Origin of the sequence: Streptosporangium sp. NBC_01469, assembly GCF_036227305.1 — a bacterium.
GTDB lineage: Bacteria > Actinomycetota > Actinomycetes > Streptosporangiales > Streptosporangiaceae > Streptosporangium.
On sequence record NZ_CP109465.1, the window covers coordinates 8,615,916 to 8,642,702 of the forward strand.

General features: G+C 71.1%; 23 protein-coding genes. 6 read left to right on the forward strand and 17 right to left on the reverse strand.

Features of this window, described 5'->3' with window-relative positions:
• Nucleotides 1-67: 67 nt before the first annotated feature.
• The 8 genes from OG587_RS37465 to wrbA form a co-directional block, all read right to left on the reverse strand.
• Entirely contained in the window at nt 68-1,321 is a 1,254-nt protein-coding gene (locus OG587_RS37465; RefSeq protein WP_329083535.1) for an MFS transporter, read from the reverse strand.
• 246 nt (nt 1,322-1,567) lie between these two features.
• Entirely contained in the window at nt 1,568-3,067 is a 1,500-nt protein-coding gene (locus tag OG587_RS37470) for a sodium/solute symporter (RefSeq protein WP_329083536.1), read from the reverse strand.
• A 94-nt stretch (nt 3,068-3,161) separates the two neighbouring features.
• Nucleotides 3,162-3,722, reverse strand: a complete 561-nt coding sequence (locus OG587_RS37475) for a hypothetical protein (RefSeq protein ID WP_329083537.1) — start codon at nt 3,720-3,722, stop codon at nt 3,162-3,164.
• Nucleotides 3,719-4,480: a LytR/AlgR family response regulator transcription factor gene (locus OG587_RS37480; RefSeq protein ID WP_329083538.1), complete on the reverse strand. Its 762-nt coding sequence runs from the start codon at nt 4,478-4,480 to the stop codon at nt 3,719-3,721. Before OG587_RS37480 ends, OG587_RS37475 begins: the two co-directional genes overlap by 4 nt.
• 93 nt (nt 4,481-4,573) lie before the next feature.
• Complete coding sequence (locus tag OG587_RS37485; protein WP_329083539.1) at nt 4,574-5,770, reverse strand: sensor histidine kinase; 1,197 nt, start codon at nt 5,768-5,770, stop codon at nt 4,574-4,576.
• 231 nt (nt 5,771-6,001) lie between these two features.
• Nucleotides 6,002-7,162: an acyl-CoA dehydrogenase family protein gene (locus tag OG587_RS37490; RefSeq protein ID WP_329083540.1), complete on the reverse strand. Its 1,161-nt coding sequence runs from the start codon at nt 7,160-7,162 to the stop codon at nt 6,002-6,004.
• A 27-nt stretch (nt 7,163-7,189) separates the two neighbouring features.
• Nucleotides 7,190-7,708: a MaoC family dehydratase gene (locus OG587_RS37495; RefSeq protein ID WP_329083541.1), complete on the reverse strand. Its 519-nt coding sequence runs from the start codon at nt 7,706-7,708 to the stop codon at nt 7,190-7,192.
• Nucleotides 7,709-7,925: 217 nt separating this feature from the next.
• Nucleotides 7,926-8,561, reverse strand: coding sequence for an NAD(P)H:quinone oxidoreductase (gene wrbA / locus OG587_RS37500; RefSeq protein WP_329083542.1), 636 nt, complete (start codon nt 8,559-8,561; stop codon nt 7,926-7,928).
• A 183-nt stretch (nt 8,562-8,744) separates the two neighbouring features.
• Here wrbA and OG587_RS37505 point away from each other — a divergent pair, with 183 nt between their 5' ends.
• Nucleotides 8,745-9,440, forward strand: coding sequence for a TenA family protein (locus tag OG587_RS37505; protein WP_329083544.1), 696 nt, complete (start codon nt 8,745-8,747; stop codon nt 9,438-9,440).
• Nucleotides 9,441-9,516: 76 nt separating this feature from the next.
• Here the strand turns inward: OG587_RS37505 and OG587_RS37510 are convergent, their stop codons facing one another.
• From OG587_RS37510 to OG587_RS37525, 4 genes are all read right to left on the reverse strand, one after another.
• On the reverse strand, nt 9,517-9,993 hold the full coding sequence (locus tag OG587_RS37510; RefSeq protein ID WP_329083545.1) for a VOC family protein: 477 nt from the start codon (nt 9,991-9,993) through the stop codon (nt 9,517-9,519).
• 9 nt (nt 9,994-10,002) lie between these two features.
• Nucleotides 10,003-10,572 carry a hypothetical protein gene (locus tag OG587_RS37515; RefSeq protein ID WP_329083546.1) on the reverse strand — a complete coding sequence of 190 codons (570 nt, stop codon included), beginning with the start codon at nt 10,570-10,572 and terminating at the stop codon, nt 10,003-10,005.
• A 408-nt stretch (nt 10,573-10,980) separates the two neighbouring features.
• Entirely contained in the window at nt 10,981-11,754 is a 774-nt protein-coding gene (locus OG587_RS37520; protein WP_329083547.1) for a DUF3618 domain-containing protein, read from the reverse strand.
• A complete protein-coding gene (locus OG587_RS37525; RefSeq protein WP_329083548.1) occupies nt 11,751-12,149 on the reverse strand; it encodes a phage holin family protein in 399 nt (132 codons plus the stop codon). The genes OG587_RS37520 and OG587_RS37525 overlap by 4 nt, the downstream gene beginning before the upstream one ends.
• A 459-nt stretch (nt 12,150-12,608) precedes the next feature.
• Here OG587_RS37525 and mads6 point away from each other — a divergent pair, with 459 nt between their 5' ends.
• From mads6 to OG587_RS37540, 3 genes are read left to right on the forward strand one after another with little or no spacing between them, the layout of a single operon-like run.
• The gene (gene mads6, locus OG587_RS37530; RefSeq protein WP_329083549.1) at nt 12,609-14,342 is read left to right on the forward strand and encodes a methylation-associated defense system protein kinase MAD6; all 1,734 of its coding nucleotides are present in this window, start codon (nt 12,609-12,611) and stop codon (nt 14,340-14,342) included.
• Between the two features lie 58 nt (nt 14,343-14,400).
• On the forward strand, nt 14,401-14,997 hold the full coding sequence (locus tag OG587_RS37535) for an RNA polymerase sigma factor (RefSeq protein WP_329083550.1): 597 nt from the start codon (nt 14,401-14,403) through the stop codon (nt 14,995-14,997).
• On the forward strand, nt 14,990-16,216 hold the full coding sequence (locus tag OG587_RS37540) for a CU044_5270 family protein (protein WP_329083551.1): 1,227 nt from the start codon (nt 14,990-14,992) through the stop codon (nt 16,214-16,216). The genes OG587_RS37535 and OG587_RS37540 overlap by 8 nt, the downstream gene beginning before the upstream one ends.
• Before the next feature lie 171 nt (nt 16,217-16,387).
• On the opposite strand, the gene OG587_RS37545 is transcribed toward OG587_RS37540, so the two are convergent.
• The 3 genes from OG587_RS37545 to OG587_RS37555 all read right to left on the reverse strand — a co-directional run bounded on the left by OG587_RS37545 (nt 16,388) and on the right by OG587_RS37555 (nt 20,442).
• Nucleotides 16,388-16,555, reverse strand: coding sequence for a hypothetical protein (locus OG587_RS37545; protein WP_329083552.1), 168 nt, complete (start codon nt 16,553-16,555; stop codon nt 16,388-16,390).
• 57 nt (nt 16,556-16,612) lie between these two features.
• The gene (locus OG587_RS37550; RefSeq protein ID WP_329083553.1) at nt 16,613-17,551 is read right to left on the reverse strand and encodes a diacylglycerol/lipid kinase family protein; all 939 of its coding nucleotides are present in this window, start codon (nt 17,549-17,551) and stop codon (nt 16,613-16,615) included.
• 110 nt (nt 17,552-17,661) lie between these two features.
• On the reverse strand, nt 17,662-20,442 hold the full coding sequence (locus OG587_RS37555) for an immune inhibitor A domain-containing protein (RefSeq protein WP_329083554.1): 2,781 nt from the start codon (nt 20,440-20,442) through the stop codon (nt 17,662-17,664).
• A gap of 189 nt (nt 20,443-20,631) precedes the next feature.
• On the opposite strand from OG587_RS37555, the gene OG587_RS37560 reads away from it, so the two are divergent.
• Nucleotides 20,632-21,993, forward strand: coding sequence for an FAD-binding oxidoreductase (locus OG587_RS37560; RefSeq protein ID WP_329083555.1), 1,362 nt, complete (start codon nt 20,632-20,634; stop codon nt 21,991-21,993).
• 158 nt (nt 21,994-22,151) lie between these two features.
• Complete coding sequence (locus OG587_RS37565; RefSeq protein WP_329083556.1) at nt 22,152-24,125, forward strand: protein kinase domain-containing protein; 1,974 nt, start codon at nt 22,152-22,154, stop codon at nt 24,123-24,125.
• Between the two features lie 132 nt (nt 24,126-24,257).
• Here OG587_RS37565 and OG587_RS37570 read toward each other — a convergent pair whose 3' ends face one another.
• Nucleotides 24,258-24,671: a hypothetical protein gene (locus tag OG587_RS37570; protein WP_329083557.1), complete on the reverse strand. Its 414-nt coding sequence runs from the start codon at nt 24,669-24,671 to the stop codon at nt 24,258-24,260.
• A gap of 411 nt (nt 24,672-25,082) precedes the next feature.
• Nucleotides 25,083-26,621: a DUF1996 domain-containing protein gene (locus OG587_RS37575; RefSeq protein ID WP_329083559.1), complete on the reverse strand. Its 1,539-nt coding sequence runs from the start codon at nt 26,619-26,621 to the stop codon at nt 25,083-25,085.
• Nucleotides 26,622-26,787 lie beyond the last annotated feature (166 nt).

The window sequence follows — 26,787 nt, forward strand, 5'->3', positions numbered from 1 at the left end:
GGGGTGGACGCTACCCGCGGAGGAGACCCGTACGCGGACTCTTCGCCGAGGCGCCGACGAGTCGCGTTCAGTTGGATGGGGCTTGCGGTGAAAGGTCTGTATCGCACGACGAACGGTTTCCCGCAGGGGGCCGTTCCCACCGCGATCCCCCTCCCCGCAGGGCGTATGCCCCGGCGCAGCAGGCCGTCAGGCCGACCACCGCCAGCAGGAGGCGGTAGTCGACGAGCGACACCAGCACGGCGCCCCCGAGCAGGGACAGCAGTTGCGCGACCCCGGTGAGGGACTCGAAGGCGGTGGAGACCCGGCCGACGAGATGGCCCGGACTGCGGCGCTGCACCAGGGTCGTCCTGGCCACCCCCTCCAGGGTCAGCCCGGCGCCCGCCACCGCCATCGCCCCCAGCACGGCCGCCTCCGCGGGGACCATCCAGCAGATGACCGCCACGCCGTACAGGCCGACGCCCGCGCCGATCGCGAACAGCTCGCCCCTGCGCGCGATCACTGTGGGACTCCACAGCCCCCCGGCGATCGCCCCGAGGCCCATCGCGGTCGAGGTGAACGCGGTGAACTCCGGCGACCTGGCGAGGCCGTGCTCGATGACCGCGAAGATCAGCGATTCGGTCGCCCCGGCCAGCGAGAACATCAGGCAGAGCGCCACGGCCGCGCGGCGCAGCGGCGGGTCGGCGGAGAGGTGGCGGACCCCGGCCCAGAACTCCTCGCGCCGGCGCCCCGAGGGGGCCGGCGAGACGGCCGGAACGGGCTCCGGCACGGGGAGCATCGCGAAGACCCCGGCGGCGACCAGGAAGGTGACCATGTCGAACAGCACGAGCGCGCCGAGGCCGAAGCCGGTGTAGACGGCCACGCCCAGCAGCGGCCCGAACAGCCGCAGCCCCTGCCGGGTGGTGTGCAGGGCCCCGTTGGCCTCGGCGAGCAGGTGCTCGGGCAGGATGGCTTTGAGCAGCCCGCCGAGCGCGGAGAAGATCACCGCGTACGAGCAGCCCATGGCCGCGGACACCGGGTAGACCAGCCAGACCCTGTCCTGCCCGGTGACCGCGATCAGCGGGGCGAGCGAGATCCCCGACAGCACGCAGGTGACGATCAGGAGCTTCCTGCGGTCCACCCGGTCGATCAGGTATCCGAAGAAGGGCGAGAAGCACAGGGGCAGGGTGAAGAAGAACAGGGTCAGGCCGGCGGCGGCGTCGGAGCCGGTGAGGCTCTTGGCCAGGATTCCCGGTACCAGCAGCAGCGAGGCGTCGCCCAGCAGGCTGACGGCCATCCCGAAGTAGACGAGCCGGAACCGGGACCGGCGCAGGACCTGCGGCATCACCGCTGACCGGCGGGCCGGTGCGCCGTCCGCCTCTCGGAGGGCACGGCGGCGGGCCAGGAGACCTTCCGCCTCTCGGGGAACGCGACGGCGGACCGAGGTACCGCCCGGCTCCCGGGTAGCGCTGCGGTGCCGTCGCCGACCTCGGCGACCGCCTCGTCACCGGAGCCGGCAAGTACCAAATCTAGTCAGAACAACCGAAATGTCGGTTCATAATCGTCATTCCGTCACAGCTCGCCGGAGCCGTCAAGAGGACCGGGGCCGCCAGTCACCCCGGTCCAGGTTGAGGATCTCGGGGGTGTGCAGGCGCACCATCGTGCGGGCCACGTTCGGCGGGATGCGCCCCGGCGTCAGCAGCGAGACCACCACCATGACGAGAAAGGCGATCGGCACCGTCCACGCCGCGGGCTGGGCCAGCAGAGCACCGACCAGGCCGGTGTGCGGCCCCCCGCCGATCGTCATCAGGACCGCGCCGCAGGCCAGGCCGCCACCGGCGAGCAGCCCGGCCATCGCGCCGGCCGGGGTCAGCCGCCGCCACCAGATGCCCAGCACCAGAAGCGGGCAGAAGGAGGAGGCCGCCACCGCGAACGCCAGGCCGACGACGTCGGCGACCGGCAGCGAGCGGGCGAAGGCCGCCAGGGCGAGCGGGACGATCACGGCCAGCACCGCCGCCGCCCGGAACGACCGCACGCCACCCTTGAGGATGTCCTGCCCGATGACCCCGGCGACCGAGACCGTCAGCCCCGAGGAGGTCGACAGGAACGCCGCGAACGCCCCGGCCGTCACCAGCGCCGTCAGCAGGTCCCCGGCCACGCCGCCGATCAGCCGTCCGGGCAGCGACAGGACCACCGTGTCACTGCCCTCCAGCTCCGGGACGTAGATCCGGCCCAGCGCGCCGTACACCGCCGGCAGCAGGTAGAAGGCACCGAGCAGCGACAGGACCACCAGCGTCGTACGGCGCGCCGCCCGGCCGTCGGGGTTGGTGTAGAAGCGGACCAGCACGTGCGGCAGCCCCATGGTGCCCAGGAACGTGGCCAGGATCAGCGAGTAGGTCGAGTAGAGGCCGTACTCCCTGCCGGTCGACAGCGGCAGCGCCCACGTGGCCGTGTCCTCCGCGCTCAGCCCCGGCGCGCCGTCGCTCCGCCACGCCAGCAGCAGGAACACCAGCGGCACGGCCAGCGCGGTGAGCTTCAGCCAGTACTGGAAGGCCTGCACGAACGTGATCGACCGCATGCCGCCGGACATCACGTTCACCGCGACCACGGCCGCCACCAGCAGGCCCCCCGCCCACTCGGGGGCGCCGGTGATGGCCCGCAGGACCAGGCCCGCGCTCTGGAACTGCGGCATCAGGTACAGCCAGCCGATCAGCACGACCAGCACCCCGGCCATCCGCCGCACCGCCATCGACTCCAGCCGCGCCTCGGCGAAGTCGGGCAGCGTGTACGCGCCCGAGCGGCGCAGCGGCGCGGAGACCAGCACGAGCAGCACCAGATAGCCGCCCGTCCAGCCGACCGGCAGCCACAGCATGTCCGCGCCGTAGGTGAGGATCAGCCCGGCGATGCCCAGGAAGCTCGCGGCCGACAGATACTCCCCGCCGATGGCGGAGGCGTTCCACAGCGGGGAGACCGTGCGGGAGGCGACGTAGAAGTCGGAGGTGGTCCGCGACAGCCTGATCCCGAACGCGCCGATCAGCACCGCCGCCAGCACCACCAGCACCACCGCCGTCACACCGTACGCGGTGCTCATCCGACGCCTCCCCCGACCTCTCCCGTGACCTCTCCCCTGGCGTCTCCCGGCGTGGAGACCTCAGGTTCCGGCCCCGGGACGGCCCGCCGCCTGGTCAAGGGGCCCTGTCCACCAGCTCGGCGAAGTGCCGCTCGTTCCGTTCCGCCTGCCGGACGTAGAGCCAGGCCCCGATCACGAACGCCGGGTAGATCAGCCCGCCCAGCACCGCCCAGGGCAGCGGGATCCCCAGCACGTGGACCGCGCGCAGCTCGGGCACCAGCAGGAACATCAGGGGCAGCCCCGCCACCACGCACCCCAGCACCGTGCAGACGAACAGGGCCAGGCGGAACTGGGTACGGACCAGCGAGCGCATGTAGACCTCGCCCAGGCGGGTCTGCTCGTCGATCTCGCGGGTGACCGGGTAGCGGGGATGGCGGGGGGCCATGGTGCGGGGGCTGGTCACCACCTCCCGCCGCGGGCGCTCGTCCCTACGAGACCGCTCGGCGTCCTTACGCGGGCGCTCGGCGTCCTTACGGGACCGCTCGTCCTTACGCGGGCGCTCGTCCCTACGCGGGCGCTCGGCGTCCCTGCGCGACCGCTCCGCCTCCCCGCGCGACCGGTCGGCGATCCACCTGCGCGGCTCGGCCCCCTCCCCCGGCCCCGGGTCGCCGCTCATTCCGACCTGCCCTTGCGCGCCCTGCGGACCAGGAGATCACGCAGCTCACGGGTGTGACGGCGACTGACCGGGATCTCGGTCTCGCCGATGCGGACCACGCACCGGCCCGAGTCGATGTGCAGCTCGTCGATGTGCTTGACCGCGACCAGGTGACTGCGATGCACCCGCACGAACCCCGCCGAGGACCAGCGCTCCTCCAGCGTGGCCAGCGAGATGCGGACGAGGTGACTGCCCCCCGCGGTGTGCAGGCGGGCGTAGTCGCCCTGCGCCTCCACGTACCGGACCTCGGTGCTGGCCACGAACCGGGTGACACCGCCGAGCTCCACCGGGATGGTGTCGGGGTCGGCACGGCCGGAACCCTCGCTCTCCGGCAGCTCCGCGGAGACGAACACCCTGCGGATCGCCTCGGCCAGCCGCTCCGGCCGTACCGGCTTGAGCAGGTAGTCCTCGGCCTTGATCTCGAAGGCGTCGACCGCGTGCTCCTCGTAGGCCGTCACGAAGACCACCCGGGGCGGGTTGGCGAACTGCGAGAGCAGGCGGCCGAGCACCACCCCGTCCAGGCCGCGCATCCGGATGTCGAGGAAGACCGCGTCGATCGGCCGCCCGTCGGCGATCGCCCGGTCCAGGACCCGCAGCGCGGCGGCCCCGTCCCTGGCCAGGGAGACCTCTCCGATACGGGGGTCGTCCCGGAGCAGGTAGGCCAGGTCCTCCAGCGCGGGAAGCTCGTCGTCCACCGCAAGGACACGCAGGCCGGTCACGGTCACTCCTCCAGGTCGTTCACGAGGGAATTTCTAGAGGGTGATGAATCAGGCATCGCCTGTCAACTTTTTGGTATGGGGGGAGGGACGGGCTCAACGGGCGGAGACACCCGGATGGTACTTGGGCAGGCGGACGCTGACCTTCGTTCCCGCTCCCTTGGCCGTCTCCGCCACCAGGCCGTACTCGTCACCGTAGACCTGACGCAACCGCTCGTCCACGTTGACCAGACCCACTCCCCCGGCCCCCGAGCGCTCGTCGGCGTCACCGGCCAGGATGCGGCGCAGGCGGTCGGGCTCCATGCCGACGCCGTCGTCCTCCACGCTGATCCGGCACTCGGCCCCGGCGTCCTCGGCGACGATCGAGATACGCCCGATCCCGGGCTTGCTCTCCAGCCCGTGCTGGACCGCGTTCTCCACCAGAGGCTGCAGGCACAGGAACGGCACCGCGACCGCGAGCACCTCCGGGGCGATGCGCAACGTCACCTGGAGCTGGTCGCCGAAACGGGCACGTTCCAGGGTGAGGTAACGGTCGATGGAGCGCAGCTCCTCGGCCAGCGTGGTGAACTCCCCGTGCCGCCGGAAGGAGTAGCGGGTGAAGTCGGCGAACTCCAGCAGCAGCTCGCGGGAGCGGTCGGGGTCGGAACGGACGAAGCTGGCGATGGTCGTCAGCGAGTTGTAGATGAAGTGCGGGGAGATCTGCGCGCGCAGCGCCCGGACCTCCGCCTCCATCAGGCGCGTTCTCGACCGGTCGAGCTCGGCCAGCTCCAGCTGCGAGTCGACCCAGTTCGCGACCTCGTGGGCGGCCCTGACCAGACCCGCCGAAGCGTGCCCGCCGTACGCGGCGAGGGAGCCCACCACCCTGCCGTCGGTGGTGAGCGGCACCACCACGGCGAACCTGATCGGGCACTCGGGAAGGTCGCACGAGACGACCTCGGGACCCAGGACGCGGGTCCGGCCCCCGGAGAGCGTCTTGGCCGCGTGGGCGAACACCTCGCGGGCGTGGTGGTCGCCCTCGCCGTCGTAGACCAGCAGCCGCTCCTCGTCGGTGATCGCCAGCGCCGGGGAGCCCAGCAGCTCCCGCAGGTGGCGGGACGCCTTCTGCGCCCCCGCCTCGGTCAGCCCCGCCCGCAACGGCGGCGCGGCCAGGGACGCGGTGTGCAGGGTCTCGAACGTGGCCCGCTCCGCGGGGCTGCTGCCCAGCTCCCTGCGGCCGCGCAGCACCCGCCACAGCACCAGGGCGGGTACGCCGACCAGTGCGGCGACCAGCAACACGGCGACGAGGGGTTCCACGCTCCGGACCTTATACGCCCGGCCACGCCCGCGCCTCGCCCATCGAGATCGCGCGAGACCACATCAGGCCCTTCCCGGCAAAACCATGCGTTCTTGGGGTCGGGGCGGCGTGCCTCCGGACGCCGTCCCGGGCCGCCGCGTCGCCGGCCTCCGCCACGCCCCTACGCGGCCGGTCCCGGTGGCGACGCCCGGTGGCGGCCGGGAAGCGGACGGCCGGGTCACCGGAACGCGTCACCACCCGACCTTGGCCTCCCCCGAGATGAGGGACTTCGCGATCACCATCCGCTGGATGTCGTTGGTGCCCTCGCCGATGGCCATCAGGGGCGCGTCGCGGTAGAGGCGTTCGAGGACGAACTCCTGCGAGTAGCCGTAGCCGCCGTGGATCCGCATCGCCTCCGTGGTGGCGCGCAGCGCGACCTCGGAGGCGAAGTACTTGGCCATCGCGGCCTCGGAGTTCACCGCGCCGCTCTCCGAGCGGACCGCCGCCCAGTAGGTCAGCAGCCGGGCCGCCTGGATGTCGGTGGCCATGTCGGCGAGCTTGAGCTGGATGGCCTGGAAGTCCGCGATGGGCCGCCCGAAGGCGTGACGCTCGCGCGAGTAGCCCAGCGCGGCGTCGTAGGCGCACTGGGAGAGGCCGACCGCGCGGGCGGCGATGTTGACCCGGCCGAGCTCCAGGGCCGACAGCGCCTGCTGCATGCCCCGCCCCTCGGCCCCGCCGAGCAGCGCGGACACCGGGACGCGCACGTCCTGCAGCACGATCTCGCAGGTCTCGGTGCCCTTGTAGCCGAGCTTGGGCAGGTCGCGGCTGACGGTGTAACCGGGGGTTCCCGCCTCGACGAGGACGAGGGACATGCCGCGGTGCGCGGGGTCGGTGACGGAGGTCTTGACCAGGACGGGCATCGGGTCGGCGTGCCGGGCGTTGGTGATCCACGTCTTGGTGCCGTTGATCACGTAGTGGTCGCCGTCGCGGACGGCCCGCGTCTGGATGCCCTGCAGGTCGGTGCCCGCCGCGGGCTCGGTCAGCGCGATGCCGGTACGGCGGGCGCCGGTGGCCAGGTCCGGCAGGTAGGCGTCCCGCTGTTCCTCGGTGCCGTACCTGGCGATCATCCAGGCCGCCAGGGAGTGCGAGCCGAGCACCCCGGCCACGCCCATCCATCCGCGCGCGATCTCCTCGAAGACCAGGGCGAACGACACCCGGTCCAGGGCGAGCCCGCCGTACTCCTCGGGGATCGTGATCCCGAACAGCCCCATCTCCTTGAAGCCCTCGACGATCTCCGTGGGGTAGCGGCCGGTCCGCTCCCACTCGGAGGCGACCGGCACGATCTCCCTGTCGACGAACTCCCGCAGGGTCCGGCGGAACAGCCGCTGCTCCTCGTTGAGCTCGAAGTCCATCACAGGGTCCTTTCCGCGGAGCGGCCGTCAGGGGGTGAGCGGGCCGGTCTTGGCCCTCGGAAAGTAGTTCTTGTCCTGCGGCGCGTCGCGGCGGTAGACCATCACCGCGCGGCGCCAGGACATGACCTCGTCGCCGTCCTGGTTGAGGCCGCGGGTCTTGCAGGTGACGATCCCGGCGTAGGGCCGCGACCGCGACTCCCGCTTCTCCAGCACGATCGACTCCGCGTACAGGGTGTCGCCCAGGAAGACCGGGTGGGTCAGCCTGATCTCGTCCCAGCCGAGGTTCATCAGGGCGGTCTGGCTGACGTCGATCACCGAGATGCCGAGCACGATCGCCACGGACAGGCCGGAGTTGACGATGACCTTCCCGACCGGGGCGCGGGCGGCGAAGTGGGCGTTGAAGTGGTTCTGGTTGGTGTTCATCGTCAGCAGGGTGAACCAGGTGTTGTCGGCCTCGCTGATCGTGCGGCCGAGCGGGTGCTGGTAGACGTCGCCGACGACGAAGTCCTCGTAGTACCGGCCGAGGCCGGGTTCGTGCACGGTCACGGTCTCTCCCCTGGACGTGCGGTCCCGATCAGGCGCCGGCCGACCGGCGGGCGCGGCGTCTCGCGGACCGCGCCGGGGCCGACGCCGTACCCGGCGCGCGGGCCGGGCTCGACGGGCGGCCGGTCCCCCGGCCGGAACCCTCCCGAGACGGCGCGACGGCGCGGATCGGCGGCGAGTGCCCGGCAGGCGGTCACCCAGCGATCGTAGGGTAAGGCCGTCAGGACAGGCGCCCTCGAAGGAACGCCGCCGCGACCTCCACCACCCGCCGCGCCTGGAAACCCATCGCCTCCAGCTGTACGTCGCCGGGCGGGATCGTGCCGTTGTCGGAGGTGTGGCTGGTGCCGTACGGATTGCCGGACCGGAACTGGACGGGGTCCACGTAGCCGGGCGGCACGATGATCGCGCCCCAGTGGTAGAAGGTGTTGTTCATCGCGAGGATCGTGCTCTCCTGCCCGCCGTGGGCCGTCGTACTGGCGGTGAACGACGAGACGATCTTGTTGGCCAGCAGGCCCTGGGCCCAGAGCTCGCCGGTGGTGTCGATGAACTGCCTCATCTGGGCGGTGGGGTTGCCGTAGCGGGTGGGCGTGCCGAACAGGAGCGCGTCGGCCCACCTCAGGTCCGCCAGCGAGGCCTCCACGACGTACTGGGTGGCGGCGGCGTGGGCGGCCCAGCCCTCGTTGGCCGCGACGGCCTCGGCCGGCGCGAGTTCCCTGACCTTGCGCAGGCGGACCTCGGCACCGGCCTTCTCCGCGGCGACGGCGGCGGCCTTGGCCAGCGCGAAGACCGTACCCGTGGCCGAGTAGTAGATGACGGCGGCGTTGACGACCGGTTCGGTCACCACCTCTTCGGCCATTGCCTCACATCCCTCCGGGCCCGTCCTGCGGAACGTGCCCGACGATTCCGGGAAGAACCCATCTCGGCCCGCAAAGTCTCCTTGACCTGGGTGATCACGGAATGGACGGCGGCCTCCGCGCGCCGGACCCGGCGGGGCTAGCATTCACGCTGATCGAGATGCCGAGATCGCGAGGAGAGGCCCGTGGAGCAGATCGCCTACGACGAGTGGCGTGAGAGTGCCGTCGATCCCGCCTTCAGCGAGTGGATGCGCGCGCTGAGCGAGCCGGAGTGGACGGCGGTGGTGAACCACCCGTTCGCCGCCTCGATCACCCGGGGCGACGTCCCCGACGACGACATGCGCCGCTACCTGGTCCAGGACTTCCAGTTCGTCGACTCCTTCACCGCCCTGCTCGGGGCGGCCGTCGCCTGCGCCGACAGCTTCGAGTCGCGGGTGCCGTTCGGCCGGTTCCTGGGCGAGATCGCCACCACCGAGGAGGTGACGTACTTCCACCGGGCCCTCGCCGCCCTCGGCGCCGCCCCCGCCGACCTGGCCTCCCCCGAGCTGGAGCCGGTCACGGAAGACTTCCGCGCCCTGATGGACGAGGCCAGGACCAGCCAGGAGTACCCGCTCGTCCTGGCGGTGCTGTGCGTGGCCGAATGGACCTATCTGGGCTGGGCCGCCCTCGCCGAGGAGCCGCTTCCCGACAACTTCGTGCACCGCGAGTGGATCGAGCTGCACGAGGGCCCGGCCTTCCGCGCCTGGGTGCACTTCCTGCGCGACGAGCTGGACCGGCTGGGCCCCGGGCTGGACGAGGAGGGACGGCTGCGCGTGCTCGACTTCTTCCGCCGCGCCGTACGGCTGGAGCTGCGTTTCTTCGACATGGCCGCCGGTTCCTGATCTCCCGCCGTCTCCCGCCGTCTCCCGCCGGGAACGCCGGGAGATCACCCGCCCACGCACCCGAGGAGGGGGCCTCTCAGTCCTGATCCCGCTCGGGGGCGGGGGTGAGGTCGGGGGTTTGGCCGGACCGGTAGACGCCTCCCGCGCCCACCTGGGCCGCATGGACCTGCTCGTCCGGGGCGTACAGGCGGATCTGGACTCCGTCGGGGTCGGTGAAGCCCATCGCGTGGCCCGCGGAGGCCCTGAAGATCGGGCTGTGCGGGACGCCGAGCCCGTCGAGACGGGCGGCCCAGTCGTCGAGCCCCTCAGGGGTGACCTGGAGCGCGAAGGGGTCGGCGTCGAAGAGCGCCCTGGCCAGCTCGGGGTTCTCGCGCAGCGCGATCTGGAAGGCCGCGCCGGGGACCGTGAAGCTCATGCCCCTGATCACCCCGTCCTCGTCCTGGAAGCTGGTGTGGTGCTCCAGCCCCAGGACCCGTTCGTACCAGGAGCGGCTCCGCTCCAGGTCGCTCACCCAGATCTTGAGGTGGTGCACACCGGTCAGTACGGCGTTCAACTCGTCTCCTCAGGGGGCCTGCGTCGTCGTGACGGTCGTGGTGAAACGGTGGTTGCAGAATCTCTCGCGCGCCTGCGCCCGGCTGAGGCGGCGCCCGGCCTCCTCGCGGTCGAGCCCTTCGAAGCTGTCGAGGCCGAGCCTGGCCGTGGCGTCGGCGCCGGGCGCGAGGCGGGTCGTGAAGACGATCCGCCCCCGGTGCGGGACGTGGCTTCCGGCGGCACACCAGACGCCGTCGGAGTGCTCTCGGCAGCGGAGGACGGCGAGCCGCCCGCCGGTGGTGTCGAGCAGCACCGCCCGGGTGGGACCCCGCGCGCCCTTGGGGAAGCGGCCCCCCACCCAGAAGGCGCCCCAGTAGGGGGCGAAGGAGGGCGTCCACGTCATGGAGTAGTTGAGGGTGTAGGAGACCCGGCCGCTTGAATCCGGGCGCGGCACGGCCCCGGCCGTCAGCTCGACGCCGATCAGCGGCTTCTCCTGGCACTTCCCGGCCGCGGTGACGCAACTGGCCTGGGCCTGCGGCAGCGGCGACAAGGCGGCCGCGATGAGGGCAAGGCCTGCGGCGATCCCGAGAGCACGGCGCATGAGACCTCCTGTGTGTCCTGCCCCGAGAATCGTGTCCTGCCCGAGAACGCTACATGCGCCCGGCTCTCCGCGCGCCCGAGATCAGGATAGTTCGCCTTCCAGCCCAAAAAGGGGGACCTGAGGGGACATCGGACGCGGGAAGGTCCGGGTGGGCGGAGAGGAGGGGGTCCGCCGCCCACCCGGAAACGGTCAGATTACCCCGACAGACATGAGTTTGGCTCGCTTGAGCGCACAGGTATCGCCGGATCTCCGTGGATCCGGCGGCCACGCCGATCCCCGGGGCCGAAGGTCGGCGTCCGGCCGCAACCCCGGGCGGCGTCCGGCCGGACGCCGGGGTGGCGTTCGCGGGACAGCGGCGGGCCGCCCCCGCGAATCGCCGGGGACGGCCCTGCCGGTACTACCGGGCGTCTACTTCCTCTTCTTGTTCTTGCCTCGCCGCAGGACACGGAGGACGACCAGGAAGAGCGCGGCGACCGCCGCGATCGTCACGACAGGGCGCTTGCCCGCCTCGGTCGTGACCCTGCCCGCCGCGTCCTTGATCTCGGCGGGAGTCACTTCCCTGACCCGGCCAACGACCTCGGGGGCCGCCTCCTTCACCCGTCCGACCATCTCAGGGGCGGCCACCTTGACCCGCTCCACCATCTCAGGGGCGGCCACCTTGACCCGCTCCACCATCTCAGGGGCGGCCACCTTGACCCGCTCCACCATTTCGGTGGCCGTGGTGGCGGTCGCCGCCCCCACCTTGCGCAGGTCGTCGCCCACCTGAGCGGCGGTCTCCTGGAAACGGCCCTTGACGTCGGTCTTGTGCACCAGTGCCTCCACTGTGTCGCCCAGTTCGCGGCGGGCGTCCTCGATGTCCCGCCGCACGGTTTCCCTGTCGTTCCCGTCGCCTCCGACGGTCCTGCCTGTCCCCGCCGCGCCGCCGCCGGTGCCACCGGTGCCACCGGTGTTGGCGTACGGGGTGGTAGTCGCCGTGGTGCCCGCGAGCCGGGGGGTGCCGTCGCGCTCGGACTCGGGGACGCCGAGGTCCTCGCGGGGCGAGCCGTCCGGCTGGTTCGGCGGGATGTTCAGCGATCCGCTCTCGTCCGGCGTGATGGGCTCGTCGACGCCCTTCCTGCGGGATCCGGTGGTCCCGGCGTCGGCCTCGAGCCGATCGGGCCCGCCCGGGTCTGTCTCGGTCATCGGTGCGCCCTCTCTTTCACCGCGTCGATGTCGTCCTTGACGCTCTCGATGGTCCGTACGGGGGTCGGCGGGGCGGCCTCGGCGACCTGGCGCCTGCCGAAGAACCCGAGCGCTCCGGCCACGACCAGCAGTACCCCGCCCACGAGCGCGGCCGCCGCCCACGGGGGCATGACCCGCGCGAGAAACAGGATCACCGCGGCGACCAGGGCACCGGCCCCGAACAGGGCCACGACTCCCGCTCCGCCGAACAGCCCCACGCCGATTCCGGCGTGCCTGCCCTTCTCCGTCAGCTCCACCTTGGCCAGACGCAACTCGTCCCTGACGAGACGCGAGACCTGCTCCGACATCTGCCGGATCAGCTCGGATGTCGGCAGCGATTCCTTGGTGTTGGTCATGGACTGCCTCCTCCCCTACAGGAAAAGACGTCTACCCTCCCCTCCCCCGGCAAACATGGGCCTGGCTGCGATGATCACAGGGCGTACGGGCACGTGTGGAATCCGGAGGCGCCGGGCGGCGACGGCCGTACGGGGGTTCCACGGCGCGAACTGACGGGATCGGCGGCCGGGAAGGCGTCTTGGGGCGTGTCGATCGACCCGCCCGGCCCGGGGATGGCGGTGATCGGCCTGCCCGCCCACGACCACGACCCGCGGGAGCCGAGTCCCGGCCGACCGGGTGGAGACCGTCGCCCCCCTGGCCCGCCGGACACGTCGATCACGTCTCGCGGCCGGGATGCGCCATGATCATAGGGAGGCCCGCGTGTCCGAGTGGTGGAAAAGTAGAGGTACGGGCGAAGATGAGCCTCTTGGGATACTGCGTGGCACGATGAGCGCGAGCAGGAAGGCGGCACGCTAGAGATGGCACAGATCGTCGGCGGCGGGAGCCCGGTCAACGACGCCGAGCGACGGGTCATCGCACACCTGCGAGACAGCGCCCCGGACGACTGGCTGCTGCTGCACAACATCGAGGTGCCCCGGGGAGACGACACCTTCGAGGTGGACGTGATCGTCCTGACCGGCCACTCGCTCTGCGTCATCGACGTCAAGGGCACCCGCGGCCGGATCGAGGTCGCGGGAACCCGCTGGTTCCCGCTGCGGCGTGAGGCTTTCGGCTCCCCCGTCGCCAAGCTTCGCGGCAACGGGCGCGCTCTCAAGGGCCTGCTCACCCAGGAGCGACGCGAGCTGGACCGGGTCTACGTCGACAGCCTCGTGGTGCTCACCGGGACCGACGCGGAACTGGTCGACCCCGCCGGACGCGACTCGCGGCACGTCACCGACCTCGCCGGGCTGATCGGCACGCTGAGCGACGTCTCCCGCGTCAGGCGCGGCCACACCACGGACACCGCGCCGTACGGTACCGCGATCATCGAGGCGCTCAACGGGAGCGTGCGGCGTTCCACGGCGCCGCCGCGCTTCGGCAGCTGGGAGGTGGAGGAGCAGCTGGGCGGCGACAACCGGGTCACCGAGTACCGCGCGATCAACGCGACGGTCCCGGGCAGCGAGACGGTCCTGCTGCGCGTCTACCGGGCCGACCCGCTGGCCGAGGAGGAGCCGAGGGCGGCCGAGCGACGGCTGATCACCAACGCCTACCAGGCTCTCACCAGGATTCCCCCGCACCCGTGCGTGGTGCGGGCCCGCGACTTCTTCGCCATCGACGACGAGAGCCGGTTCGTGCTCGTCCTCGACGACGTGCACGGCCAGGCGCTGCACCTGCACCTCACCGCCTCCCCGTCCACGCTCTCCACCGCCGCCCGGCTGGACGTGGTGGAGGACATGCTGCTCGGCCTGGCCCACGTCCACGCCAACAACGTGATCCACCGGGCGCTCAGCCCCGCGTGCGTGCTGGTGACGGAGGAGGGCCGGGCCATGCTCACCGGGTTCGACTACGCCAAGCCGGGGCCCCGCGCGCACACCGTGGCCAACGAGCTGCCCAACGTCCTCGACACCCACTACGCCGCCCCCGAATGCCAGGCCATGCCCGAGCGGATGACGGCCGCCTCCGACGTGTACGCGGCCGGGGTGATCGCCTTCCAGCTGCTGACCGGGAAGCTCCCGCCGATCACCCCCGACGCCGAGCCCGCCTCCGGCGAGGCGCCCGTGGAGGTCATGGACCTGCTGCGGCGCATGCGCGACCACGCGACGCACAAGCGTCCCGCCGCCGCCGAGGTCCTGGCCGACCTGCGCCGGGCACGGCGGCCCCGCCCGCCGGAGCCCGTCCCCCGGGTCGCCGCCCCCCAGATGCCCGCCCCGCAGCACCTCGCCGTACCAGCCGACCCCGCCGTACCGGACCTCGCCGTGTCGGACCTCGCCGCGTCGGACCCTCGCCCCCAGGATGTCCGGCCACGGCACGCCGGCCACCCTCAGGCCCCGGACCCCCGGGACCCCGGTGCGGCGGGCATCGTCACGGCGAACCCCGGCGCGGCGGACCCCGGGCGACCGGAGACCCGCGGGCCGGAACGCCACCCGCGGGACGCCCGTCCCCAGGCACCCGCGCGGTACGGGGACGAGCGCCCCGAGGGCGTACCGGCGCGGGAGCCGCTGATCGACAGGCTCAGGACGAGATTCCGGCGTATCACCGGAAAACAGCCGTGAAGGCGAATCGGCCGCGCGACGGAGTAAGGGTGTAACCCACAGAAGGGACACCCGGCACATGGCCGCTCCCCCCGACGCGCCGGCGAGAATCGACGACGCCGAGCTGATAGAACGGTCCCGGCATCGCCCCGACCTGTTCGCGGTGCTCTACGACCGCTACTTCGTCGAGATCCACCGCTACGCCGCAGGACGGCTCGGCCCGCAGATCGCCGACGACGTCGCCGCCGAGACCTTCCTGGTCGCGTTCCGCAAGCGGGAGTCGTTCGACCCCGCCAGAGGGACGGTCCGGCCCTGGCTGTACGGCATCGCCACCAACCTGGTCGCCCAGCACCGCAGGAGCGAGATGCGCAGGCTGGAGGCCCTGCAGCGGGCGCCCGTCACCGGTGAGGCAGACGAGGGACATGAGGAGCGAGTGGCCACTCGCCTCGCCGCCGCGGGCGTGCAGGGGCCGCTCGCGTCGGCGTTGAGCGGCCTCCCGGACGGCGACCGCGACGTCCTGCTGCTCGTCGCGCTCGCCGACCTGAGCTACGAGGAGGTCTCACAGACCCTCCGCATCCCGTTCGGCACCGTCGGCTCCCGGCTCAACCGGGTGCGCAGGAAGCTGCGCGCGGCGCTGGGCGGCGTCAACCCCATGATCGGAGGCTCCGATGGATGAACTGACCTCGGTTCGCGACCTGCTCACCGAGCCTGAGCCGTCCCACGAGGTGATCGCGGCGGGCCGGGCCCGGCTCCTGGCCGCCGCCGACCCCTTCTCCGGGTTCTCCGATTCCTTCGAGCCGTCCGGGCCGCCTGCCCCCGGATCGCCGGGAGACCGGATGATCCGGCAGGCGCGGCGCGGTCGCAGGACGGCCTGGTGGACCGCCCTGGGGGTGGGACTGGCCGGGACCGCGGCGGCCGCGGCCCTGGTGATCGCCTCGTCGACCGCCGTACACCCCCCGGCACCGCTCACCCGGCTGCCGGTGCCGGACACCTCCGCCACGGCGCGGCAGGTCCTGCTCGCCGCGGCGACCGCGGCGGCCAAGGCCCCCACGAAGGGTGCCTACTGGGTCACCCGCGCCATCAGCGGATCCCAGCGCGTCGAACCTGGTGCCCGGTACCTCATCCAGCAGAGCCGCTCCACGGAGATGTGGCTGTCGCGGACGCGCGACAGGAAGAGCTGGAGGATCAACCAGTATCTCGGCGCGAAACCCGCGACGCCCAAGGACGAGGCGGCCTGGCGGAAGAACGGCTCACCGGCCCGCTGGCTGTTCGAGGACGGCGCGCTGACGGGCGGCTACATCCCCCCGGACAGCCGGATCGAGTCCGCGCCGGGAGAGCGGGAGGCGTCCTGGCTGCGCGGCAAGTGGATCGGGTCGGCGGGTCACCTGACCAAGGGGCTGATCACCTGGGCCGAGGTGCGCGCGATACCGGACACCCCGGAGAAGCTGAAGGCCTACCTGAGCGAGCGCAGCGGTGCCTACGCCGCCAAGTGGCCGGGCTCGCGGAAGGAGGGGGAGGCGGATCCGTGGGTGCTGCAGGACTGCATGGAGATCATCACCTCGCTTCCGGTCTCTCCCGAGACGCGTGCGGCGGCCTACCAGCTCCTGGCGTCCCTACCGGAGATGAAGTCCGAGGGGGAGGTCGTCGACCATCTCGGCCGGGTCGGCCAGGCGATCTCCTACCCGGTCGACACGTCCACGCCGCAGGGCGAGAACAAGGTCTACGGGAGGAACCGGCTCGTGATCGACGTGGCGAGCGGGCTGCCGCTGTCCCGGGAGATGGACGGTCTCGACCGGCTCGCGGACGGGCGGACCTACAAGGTCGCCTCGTTCACCGCGTACGAGCAGATCGGCTGGACCAACGACCTGCCCGACCTGCCCGCCCGGCGCAACTGAGCCACCGGGCGTACGGGGGTGCGCGCCGGGCGGGTCGAGAAGGGCATGCGGGGGGCATCCGGGGGCATGGTGGCCGCGCGCCTGCCCCGGCCTTCCAGGGCGTGTGCCCGCGCGGGTGCCGGGCCCGAGCTCTTCGCCGGGGCCCCGGCACACCGCCGGGCGGCGGTGAGGTCAGCGGCGGGTGTGGCCGCCCCGGAAGCGGTCCAGCAGCCCGCGCAGCTTCTGCTTGTTGCGCGGGTCGCGGGCCATCGCCTTTGCCTTCTCCATGTTCCGCTGCCCCTGCGGGGTGCGCAGGTAGCTTCGGACCCGGTCGATCAGCGACGCCATGGTGTCCTCCATCTGTCGGAACCCTCCGACTACCCGATCTGGCCGGTTCCAATCACCACCGGTACGGGCTCAGGAGTCGACGAAGTCGTCGGGGACCATCACCCGCAGGCCGTTGGGGACGGTACGGATCGTGATGGGAGTCATCAGACGGACCTCACCGTCGACGTCGGCGGCCATCGGCGGGTCGGTCTCCAGGTACATCTCGCGCCCCACGACGAAGGGGCCGCCCGCCAGGCTGCGCCAGCGGCCGCTGCCGGCGCGGACCATGGTCTCCAGCAGCAGGCGCAGGCGCTTGCCCGAGCCGAGCTGGTACGCGACCAGCCGCCCGTTGTCGATGCTGATGTCCCTGGCGACCTGCCAGCCGCCGTGGAAACGGCCGTTGGCGATGTTGAGCTGGTGGGTGAGCAGCTCGTGGCGGCGCCCGTCCACGGTGAGGAAGGCGCGGAACGGCCGGTGGCCCGGGAGGACCGTCATGGCCGTGAGCGGGTAGGCCGCGCGGCCGAGAAAGCGCTTCACCCCGTGCCTGACCTTGCCCGCCACCTCCACGGAGACCCCGAAACTGGCCAGGTTGGCGAACTCGCGGTCCCCGGCGACGCCGAGGTCGATGTCGGCGACCTTCCCCGTACGAAGGACCCGGATGGCTCCGGCGAGGTCGAGGGGGACGCCGAGACTGCGGACGAAGTTGTTGGTGGTGCCCAGGGGCAGCACCCCGAGGGCGACGTCGCGGTGGGCGACGTGCTTGACGGCGGCGCTGAGCGTGCCGTCGCCGCCGCCCACGACGAGCAGGTCGGGCTCGTCGGCCAGGGCCTCCTCCAGGGTGGCGCGCAGGCGTGCCGGATCCGTGACCGGGAGGAAGCGGATCGAGCCGAACCCCTCGGCCCGCAGCGCGCGGACCACGGCGGGGTAGTGGCGCCGGCCTCGGCGCGAGCGCGTGTTGACGACCACGCAGACCCTGCCCTCGGTCCGGATGGCCTCGGTGTGCTCGGCCTTGCTTCGAAGCTCTCCCACGCTGCCCCTATCCGATCGGGTGGTTGCCCGTTCAAATGGTAGGGCCCCGCCGTCGGTGACGGCGGGGCCCGGTACTGCTGGGCCTTTCCTTACCTCATGGGCGGAATGACCTACTTCTTGGGCGGAGTGACCTGCACGATCGCGCCGAGGTCGCCCGGGAGCGGGGTGATCAGCTTGAGCTTCACGCCCAGCGCCTTGCCCTCGTCACCGGGGTTGCCGGAGCCGAGGACGTGGCCGTTGCCCATGTCGGTCCCGTACAGCTCGGTGGCCGGGGTGCCGTCGGCGTTGACGACCCGGGTGCTGTACGGCTGGTCGCCCTTGGAGGGGACGACCGTCGAGGCGTCGAAGTCGCGGTAGAACAGGCTGGTGCCGCGCGCCTCGAACCCGGGGTACCAGGTCTTGGCGTCGGTGAACTCGGAGACCCCGCGCTGCGCGGCCACCTTGGTGCAGTACTCGCTGAAGGGCTCGCCGGGCCCCTCGAAGCACTCGGTGAAGGGGTAGGTCTTGGCGAAGGAGAAGGCGGCATCCGAGGTCTGCACGCGGCCGTTCATGTTCTTGAGCGTGGTGGTGTCCTTCTCGGCCGCCGCGCCGGTCCGCCGCAGCGGGTCGAAGTGGGAGTCGACGAGGAGCAGGCTGCCCTTGGCGCCGATGCTCGGCGCCAGTTCGAGGCCGTTGGCCACCGAGTTGTTGGTGTAGTTCGAGTCGCGGAACCAGACGAGCAGGCCGGGGGCGTTGTACTTGACCTTCTCCACCTTCCACGCGCCATCACGCGAGTAGTTGGTGGTGTAGGTGTACTGCAGGCCCTTGTCGAACCCGTCGAGGTTGCGCCACTCGGCCAGATAGAACCGGGAGACCTCGCGCTTGCCGTCGTTGACGACCCAGCCCTGGCCGGTGGTGCCGTTGAAGCTGCCGCCGCCTGCCGTCCAGCCGGTGGCGCCGCTCTCGAGGTCGTCGCTCCAGACGGTCTGGGTGCCGTTGGTGAGCGCGAAGTCGTCGACGTGCCAGCCGCGCGGGGTGAAGGCGGCGTCGGTGTTGTAGGTCAGGCGCAGCTTGACGGTCTTGCCGGCGAACGGGGCGAGGTCGACGTAGTCGTGCCGCCAGCCGTCGGTGTTGCCGGTGAGGCCGTACTTCTTGTTGCCGAACGTGGCCAGGTTCTTGTTGGGGTCGGTGTAGTCGTCTCCGGTGGAGACCAGGGCACCGCCCTCGGTGTAGACCTTTTGCTGGGCCCAGGTCGTGCCGCCGTCGGTGGAGATCTCGACGAAACCGTAGTCCCAGTCTTCCTCGATCTCGTAGTTGTTCCACATCCGGAACTTCAGGTCGGTCCCGGCGGGCACCTGGACGTCACGGCCGATCTTGACGTTGGCCCACTCCTGGTCGAAGTTGGACCAGAACGTCTTGGTGCCGCTGTGCGGCTCCACCATCGTGACCGGGGGGCTGGCCAGGTTCACCCTGACGCCGTCCTGGGTGAGCTTGGGCGTGCGCGAGGCCTGGCCGATCGTCACCGCGCCGGCGCGGTCGCCGGGGTTGAAGACCTTGGGGTTGGCCCAGCCGAGGACCCACTTGCTCCAGATGCTCATGTGGGCGGGCATCGACTGGAAGATCGGGCCGCTGTGCGAGCCGCTGGACATCAGGTCCCAGAAGTCGACGGCCGAGGAGGCCTGGCCGCTGGTGTCGTAGAGGTCCGGAAGGCCCAGGTCGTGGCCGTACTCGTGGGCGAAGACGCCGACGCCGGAGTCCTCGGGCTGCACGATGTAGTTGGAGATCTTCACGTTCTTGCCGGGCACCTGGTAGCCTCCGGCCACCGCGCTGGAGTGCGCCCAGATCGCGTAGGTGCCCTCGGCGCCGCCGTCGGAGGACTTGTCCTTGCCCGCGTGGACCAGGACCAGGTGGTCGACCACGCCGTCGGGCTCGGCGAAGTTCCCGTCGCCGTCGGCGTCACCGACATCCTCGATGTCGTAGTCGGCCCACGGGAAGTTCGGCTCGGCGGTGACCAGGGAGTTCACCGCGTCGATGGCGAGCTGGCCGGCTCCGAGCGGGTTGTCCGGGTGACCGCTCATGTCCTGCACCGGCTGGCCGCAGGCGCGCGCGCCGTAGTAGGCCTCGGAGTGCGGGACCTTGATCCACGGGCTGGCCTGCCCGGTGACCGTGTAGGCGCCCTTGGACATCTCCTCGTACATGTTCTTCATGGTGAAGCCGGAGATGTCGATGCCCTTGCGGCCGTCCCGGGGGTCGGTCAGGTCGGTGCGGACGCGCTGGGTGATGCCCTGCTTGGTGTAGAGCATCTTGTTGAAGTGGTCGGGGCTGAAGTCGGGCACCCAGAAGCTGTTGTTGTCCTTGTGGGACAGGGTGGCCGGGTTGGGGATCCTGTTGTGCAGGGGGCCGTTGAGCAGCGTGCCCGCCGGCTCGGTGACGCACTCGGCCGGGTCCTCGCTGTCGACGTTCCCGGGCCGGGAGAAGCCGGAGAAGTCGTCGTTGGCCTTGTCGTTGAACTCCACCAGCAGCGTGAGGAGCTTGGCCGTCTTGACGGTCTTCGACTTCTTGAAGATGAAGTCGGCGGGGTTGATCCCCGTTTTGATCGCCTGGGCCTCGCGCTTCGCCAGCACCCGCGCGGCGACGGGGTTGCCCTCCGAGTACTTCTCGGCGATCTTCTTGGAGGGGCTGACCTTTCGCGCCCTGGCCGACGGCACGGCGGGGTCGTCGACCTCCGGCTCGTCCCTCGGGGGCGCGTAGTTGATGTAGTAGTCGGCCGCGGTCGGCTGGTACCGCGCGACCGAGGTGTCGCTCTCGGCCGACGCACCGCCCACAGCCAGTCCCGTGACGGCCAGGCCGAGCACGGGAACTATCGCGAGAAGACGCCTGCCGGCGCCTCCGCTGCTGACTTTGCCGGACAACGTGTCCCCTTCCCTGCGCCCGGGTTGGCCGGACGCGTCCATCTCCGACGCGCCGTATGAGCGCGCCGAACCGGGACGTTAGACGAGAAGGTAAAGCCAGAGTCAAGAGACCGGATGATGTTGCGAAACTGCAATAAAGTACCTTTTGTCCGAAGGGGGCATGTTGGGACAGGCCGTACAGTCCAATATGTGACCGCTATCCCCGAACTCGTCGCCGCGCTCGCACCGGAGAAGGTGCTGACCGACCCCGACGTGACCGACTCCTACGCACGGGACCGGACCTTCCTGGAGCCGGGCAGGCCGCTGGCCGTGGTGCTGGCGCACACCAGGGACGACGTGGTCGCCGTGATGAGATGGGCCACCGAGCACCGGGTGCCCGTGGTGCCCAGGGGAGCCGGGACCGGCCTGGCGGGCGGGGCGACCGCCGTCGAGGGATGCGTCGTGCTGGCGCTGCACAGGATGGCGGCCATCAGGGAGCTCTCCCCCGCCGACGAGATGGCCGTGGTCGAGCCGGGCGTCATCACCGCCGACCTGGACCGGGCCGCCCGCGAGCACGGGCTGATGTACGCCCCCGACCCCTCCTCGTACGAGATCTCCACCATCGGCGGCAACCTCGCCACCAACGCGGGCGGGCTGCGGTGCGTGAAGTACGGCGTGACCCGCGACTCGGCGATGGGCCTGGAGGTCGTGCTCGCTGACGGGCGGGTGATCAACACCGGCAGGCGCACCGTGAAGGGCGTGACGGGGTACGACCTGACCGGGCTGTTCGTCGGCTCCGAGGGGACGCTCGGGGTCATCACCGCGGCGACGGTGCGGCTGCGCAGGGCTCCGTCGGTCTACCCGGCGACGATCGCGGCCGAGTTCACCTCCCTCAGGGACGCCGCCGCCGCCGTCTCGGCGATCATCGCGGCCGGATGCCAGCCGTCGCTGATGGAGATGCTCGACCGCAACACGCTCAAGGCCATCGACGACTGGCGGAACATCGGGCTGGAGGAGTCGACCCGGGCGATGCTGATCGCGCAGTCGGACGCGGTGGACGGCCCCGCGGTCTCCGAGCGCATGGCCGAGCTCTGCACCGCCAACGGCGCGGCCTTCGTGGCCGTATCGTCGTCGGCGCAGGAGGCCGAGGAGCTGATCGGGGTCCGGCGGATGGCCTACCAGGCCAAGGAGCGGCTGGGCAAGTGCCTGGTGGAGGACGTGTGCGTGCCGCGTTCCCTGCTGTCGCACATGATCGAGAAGATCGAGGCGATCGCCGTCAAACACGACGTGCTGATCTCCACGGTCGCCCACGCGGGCGACGGCAACCTGCACCCGGTCTTCATCTTCGACCACGCCCTGACCGAGCCGCCGCCGGAGGTGTGGGCGGCGGCCGACGAACTCTTCAGGGAGACCCTGGAGGTGGGGGGCACGCTCACCGGCGAGCACGGCGTCGGGCTGCTGAAACGGCGCTGGCTGGCGCTGGAGACCGGTCCGGTCACCGAGGAGATCCACCACGGGATCAAGCGGGTCTTCGACCCGCTCGGCATCCTCAACCCCGGCAAGGCCATCTGAGCGGGCTCCCTTCGGGAGGGCTCTTCTTGGGATGGTTCCCGCCTTGGGAGGCTTCCCGCCGCCATGGGGTTTCCGAAGCGGATCTCTACCATCGTTCGCGCTGGTAGCGTTCTTCCCCATATAAACCATTTTTTTCGGGGTTTGTTCGGGGGAACATCGTGACAGAGCCGCTCACCGAGGAGGATCCACCGAGGCTGGGCTCGTTCGAACTGATCGGACGGCTTGGCGAGGGTGGCCAGGGGATCGTCTATCTCGGGCGGGGGCCCGGGGGCGAGCAGGTCGCCGTCAAGCTCCTGCACCACGGGCTGACCGGTGACCCCGAGGCCAGGGCCCGCTTCCTGCGCGAGGTGTCGGTCGCGCAGCGGGTGGCCAGGTTCTGCACCGCGGCCGTGCTCCACGCGGACCTCGCCGGCAGCCGCCCGTACATCGTGAGCGAGTACGTCCCGGGACCGTCCCTGCGCCTGCTGGTCGACCGGGAGGGGCCCCGGCGCGGCGCCTCCCTGGAGCGTCTCGCCGTCAGTACGGCCACCGCGCTGTCGGCGATCCACCGCGCGGGCATCCTGCACCGCGACTTCAAACCCGCCAACGTGCTGATGGGCCCCGAGGGCCCGGTGGTGATCGACTTTGGCATCGCCAGGGCGCTGGACTCCCCGGGGATGACGGCGACCGGGGTGGCGATGGGCACCCCGTCCTACTTCGCGCCCGAGCAGCTCGGTTCCGACGAGGTGACGCCCGCGGCCGACGTGTTCGCCTGGGGCGTCACGATGGTCTTCGCCGCGACCGGTACGCCCGCGTTCGGCCAGGACTCCATCGCCGTCGTGATCAACCGGATCCTGCACGCGCAGCCGGAGCTGGGCACGTTGGAGGGGCCGCTGCGCGACCTGATCGCGGCCAGCCTGTCCAAGGACCCGGCCCTGCGCCCCACCGCCGAACAGCTCGTCAGCCACCTGATGGGCGCGGGCCCGACCACCCCGGTCCCCCGCCCGGCCGCCCCCTTCCCCGGACCGGGCCAGGCGTCCGGTCCCGTGCCCGGCTCCTCCCACACCCTCGGTCCCTTCCACGCCCCCGGCACCGGCGTCGGCCCCACGTCCGGCACCGTGTCCGGCATCGGCATCGGGCACACGACCGTACCCGGGACCGGGACGACCGCGCGACAGGGTGGACACGGCGTACATGGCCAGGCCGGACCACCGGCGAACGGCCCCGGCCAGGGCGGGCCGTGGCCCAGCAGACCGGAACAGGGCGGATCAGGACAGAACAGCCAGGGGCCCGGCGAGACGAAGGCGCCCCGGCCGGTGGGACTCCTGCTCACCGGGGTGGCGGTGGTGGCCGCGCTCGGCATGGCCGCCGGGGCCGTGGTGCTTCTCCAGGACGACGAGAAGGTCGCGGCGGCGGCCCCCGCCGTGTCGGAGGTCGCGGAGCCGGAGCCGACGCTCGTCCCCGACGCCCTGGAGGAGTCTCCCGAGCCCTCGGAAACAGCCTCGGAAACGGCCTCGGAGAGGGCGGAGGACACCGAGGTGGTCTCCTCGATCACGCCTCCCCCGTCCCGGCGCACCGGGCAGCCGTCCTCACGGCCGGCCGGAGATCCGGTCCCCGCCGCGGAGAAGCCGACGCGGAAGCCCAGCAGGTCCCCCTCGCAGACTCCCGAGCCGACGGTCACCACCGCCGAGCCGACCCCGCCCGCCAAGCCGACGGCCTCGACACGGCCGAGCACCACTCCCAAGCCCTCGTCGTCCCCGAAGCCGACGTCCAAGCCCACCACCGCGAAACCGACAGTGAAGCCCACCGCTCAGCCGTCCCAGAAGCCCAACCCCTACACGGCCACCGGTGTCTGCGGAAGCGGCTACAAGGTGGTCGACTCCAGGGCCCTGGGCAGCGCGGCGACCGTCTACCTTCTCTACAACACCGGCGAGGGCAAAAACTGCGTCGTCACCATGTCCAAGTACGTGTTCCCCTCCAAGATCGCGATGAACGCGATCCTCCAGGTGAAAGGCGGCTCCAGCAGGAGCAACCCCGGTAGCTTCACTGTCTACGCGGGCCCGATACGGCTCCCCGCCGCCAAGAAGTGCGTCATCTGGGGCGGCTCGCACGGATCACTGTCATGGAAGAGCGGCTGGAGCCACTGCGGCTGAGTTCAAGGGGTATCGCATACTTCATGGCTCTCGTCGCCTGCCGGTGTCTTTCACGACCCGACGAAACAGCGGCGGATGAGTGGGTGTCCGAGAATGCTTGATCGCGATGGGTGTGTCGTCGTCGCGTCCGGCTCATAGGTGATCAAGATGGGCGGGTGCCGCGTGAACGGCGCCACCGCTGCGACCTGCCGCGGCCACGTGAGGGCGGCGGTCGGCCAGGACCCGGCTGAGCTGAAGGACGCTCATGCCGAACATCAGCACGCCCAGGGGGACGTGCAGGGTCTTCACCTGCGCGATGCCCAGCGCCATCTGTGCCAGGGTGAGCCCCAAGAACCCGGCCGCGTACAGGACGGGCCTGGGCGAGCCACCGCCCGGCCGCCACACCAAGATCGCGGCGACCAGGTGCAACACCGCCACGGTGAACACCCCGTACGCCGAAACACTGTGCAGTGCCCGTCCGCCGGGCGAGGACAACAACAGTCCGGCGGTGATCGGCGCGGCGAAGAGGGCCAGGGTTTGCAGGGTGATCGCGACACGCAACAACACAGGTGGCTCCTTGACGGCTGCGAGACGGGGATGAGGACGGCGACGATCCGCGTGCTGGACGATGTCTCAGCAGTCCGACGACACAACCGCCGGGAATGAGGCGACGCGCCGATCTCACGGTGCGATGCCTCGTCGATCTGGTGGGTGTCCCGCAGCCCCGCTCACGCCGAGGCGCCGTACCGGCCGAATCGTCGCGCCTCGGCCGGCCACATCGACCACGGCGAACGCCTCGTGAACGGCGTTGGATCATGATCGCTCCGCCAGGTGGCCGGCGACATGCGACCGCGGCGACGTGGCGTGCCGGGCGACGCGGCCGTTGATCGATCACAACGACGCGTGCCGTGCCGGTGGCCTCGCGAAACGCGGGATCACCGACACGGCACGTCATGTGGAACTAGCGACCGGGATTGGTCATTTCTTCCAGCCCGGCGTGACGCCGCACTTGGCCTTCGCGTTGATGCAGATCTTCACGAGCGCGCCGAGCGTCTCCTGCTTCCAGGCGTTCATGAAGTCCCCGTGAATCGAGGAGGGCATCCCCGACGACAGCGTCAGGCCGTCACCGCCGAGGGAGTCGTAGCCGAGCATGAACGAGAGGTTCGGGACCGCGACCGGGTAGTCGCCGGAGCACGTGCCGTTCTTGGCCGGCCCCATGTGCGACTTGTGGTCGGGCGAGTCGATGTGCTTGCCGTCCCAGCAGTCCTGGAACGTCAGCTGGTAGATCAGGTTGCCACCCGGGGCGCAGACGGGCCAGTTGCCGTCGGCGCTGCGGCCGGTCTCCGCGCTGCCGGCGCACCAGAACTGGCCGGAGGCACCCTTCGGCGTCGCCACCTGTCGCTTCGCGTCGCCCTGCACCACGCGCAGGCCCGGCGGGAACGGCACGACCTCCGACGGGTCCTTGAGCCGGGAGCCGTAGTACACGCGGAAGTTCTCCATCGGGACCGGCTTGCCGTTCTTCAGCAGGGTCGGTGCCCAGTAGGCGCTGTTGTCCCCAGGAGCGTCACAGGTCGTGGTGCTCTTGAGCAGGTCCTCGGTCGTGGTGTCCGCCGTCACCTTCGGGCCGAAGAAGGTGTGCAGGTGGGAGGCGCCGGGCAGGCCGGGCAGCACGACCGGGTCGTCCTTGGCCTCGTTGGCCACCGTGCAGTTGGTGTGGAACTCGGGGACCCTCACGATTCCCGCGGGAACCGCTTCGGGTGCGACCTTGTTGTACGCGTCCAGGGCCTTCTTCCATTCGGCCTGGTTCACCGGCACCCAGCCGACGTTGGGCGGGGTGGTGCTGGGCGTCGGCTGGGCCGTCGGGGTCCGGGTCGAGGTCGGGGTCGGACTCGGGGCCGGGGTCCGCGTCGAGGTCGGAGTCGGGCTCGGGGCCGGGGTCCGGGTCGAGGTCGGGGTCGGGGTCGGAGTCGGGGTCGAGGTGCCCGAGCCGGTGCCGAAGACCTGGAACTCCCACAGCGAGACGCCGTACCGGCTGGACCGCTTGGTCGCGTACAGCCGCACGAACCGGCCGGTGGCCGACACGTTGATGGTCTGGACACCGCCCTTGCCCGCCGTGGTGCTGTGCACCGTCTTCCAGGGGCCGTTGCCACCGGCGGCGGTCTGGATCTGGAACGCCGTGGCGTAGGCGTTCTCCCAGTTGATGACGATCTTCTTGATGGCGGTGGACTTGCCGAGGTCGACCGCGAGCCACTGCGGGTCGCTGAACTTGCTGCCCCAGCGAGTGCCGGTCTTGCCGTCGAAGGCGGCCGCGGCCGACAGGTCACCGCGCTCCGCCGAGGAGGCGATGGCGTTACGGCCCTGCGAGAGAGGGACCTCGGCCGCGGCGGCCGGGGAGGCGACGCTCACCGCGGAGGTGCTCAGGAGGCCGACGAGAACACCGGCCAGCGACAGGCGGCGGATCTGACGTCCAACAGACGTGCGTCCGGCTTGAATGCCGCGCGAGGCGGTTGTGCTCATAGTGAATGAAGTCCTTGTCCTGTTGGGAAGTCGTGGAGGGGACATCCGGCGGCGCTCGCACGCGCCGCTAAACAGGAGACCCGCAGGCCGCGAGTGGATAACAAAAACTTCGGGGAAACTCGGACCGTTTTGTCGTCCGTCCCGCGTCCGGCCTGTCTCCTGCCCA

What these genes read in the sequence shown, in the direction of transcription:
- OG587_RS37465 (WP_329083535.1), bottom strand. Translation starts at nt 1,321, where the DNA reads ATGCCGCAGGTCCTGCGCCGGTCCCGGTTCCGGCTCGTCTACTTCGGG.
- OG587_RS37470 (WP_329083536.1), bottom strand. Translation starts at nt 3,067, where the DNA reads ATGAGCACCGCGTACGGTGTGACGGCGGTGGTGCTGGTGGTGCTGGCG.
- OG587_RS37475 (WP_329083537.1), bottom strand. Translation starts at nt 3,722, where the DNA reads ATGAGCGGCGACCCGGGGCCGGGGGAGGGGGCCGAGCCGCGCAGGTGG.
- OG587_RS37490 (WP_329083540.1), bottom strand. Translation starts at nt 7,162, where the DNA reads ATGGACTTCGAGCTCAACGAGGAGCAGCGGCTGTTCCGCCGGACCCTG.
- wrbA (WP_329083542.1), bottom strand. Translation starts at nt 8,561, where the DNA reads ATGGCCGAAGAGGTGGTGACCGAACCGGTCGTCAACGCCGCCGTCATC.
- OG587_RS37515 (WP_329083546.1), bottom strand. Translation starts at nt 10,572, where the DNA reads ATGCGCCGTGCTCTCGGGATCGCCGCAGGCCTTGCCCTCATCGCGGCC.
- OG587_RS37520 (WP_329083547.1), bottom strand. Translation starts at nt 11,754, where the DNA reads ATGACCGAGACAGACCCGGGCGGGCCCGATCGGCTCGAGGCCGACGCC.
- OG587_RS37525 (WP_329083548.1), bottom strand. Translation starts at nt 12,149, where the DNA reads ATGACCAACACCAAGGAATCGCTGCCGACATCCGAGCTGATCCGGCAG.
- mads6 (WP_329083549.1), top strand. Translation starts at nt 12,609, where the DNA reads ATGGCACAGATCGTCGGCGGCGGGAGCCCGGTCAACGACGCCGAGCGA.
- OG587_RS37535 (WP_329083550.1), top strand. Translation starts at nt 14,401, where the DNA reads ATGGCCGCTCCCCCCGACGCGCCGGCGAGAATCGACGACGCCGAGCTG.
- OG587_RS37540 (WP_329083551.1), top strand. Translation starts at nt 14,990, where the DNA reads ATGGATGAACTGACCTCGGTTCGCGACCTGCTCACCGAGCCTGAGCCG.
- OG587_RS37545 (WP_329083552.1), bottom strand. Translation starts at nt 16,555, where the DNA reads ATGGAGGACACCATGGCGTCGCTGATCGACCGGGTCCGAAGCTACCTG.
- OG587_RS37575 (WP_329083559.1), bottom strand. Translation starts at nt 26,621, where the DNA reads ATGAGCACAACCGCCTCGCGCGGCATTCAAGCCGGACGCACGTCTGTT.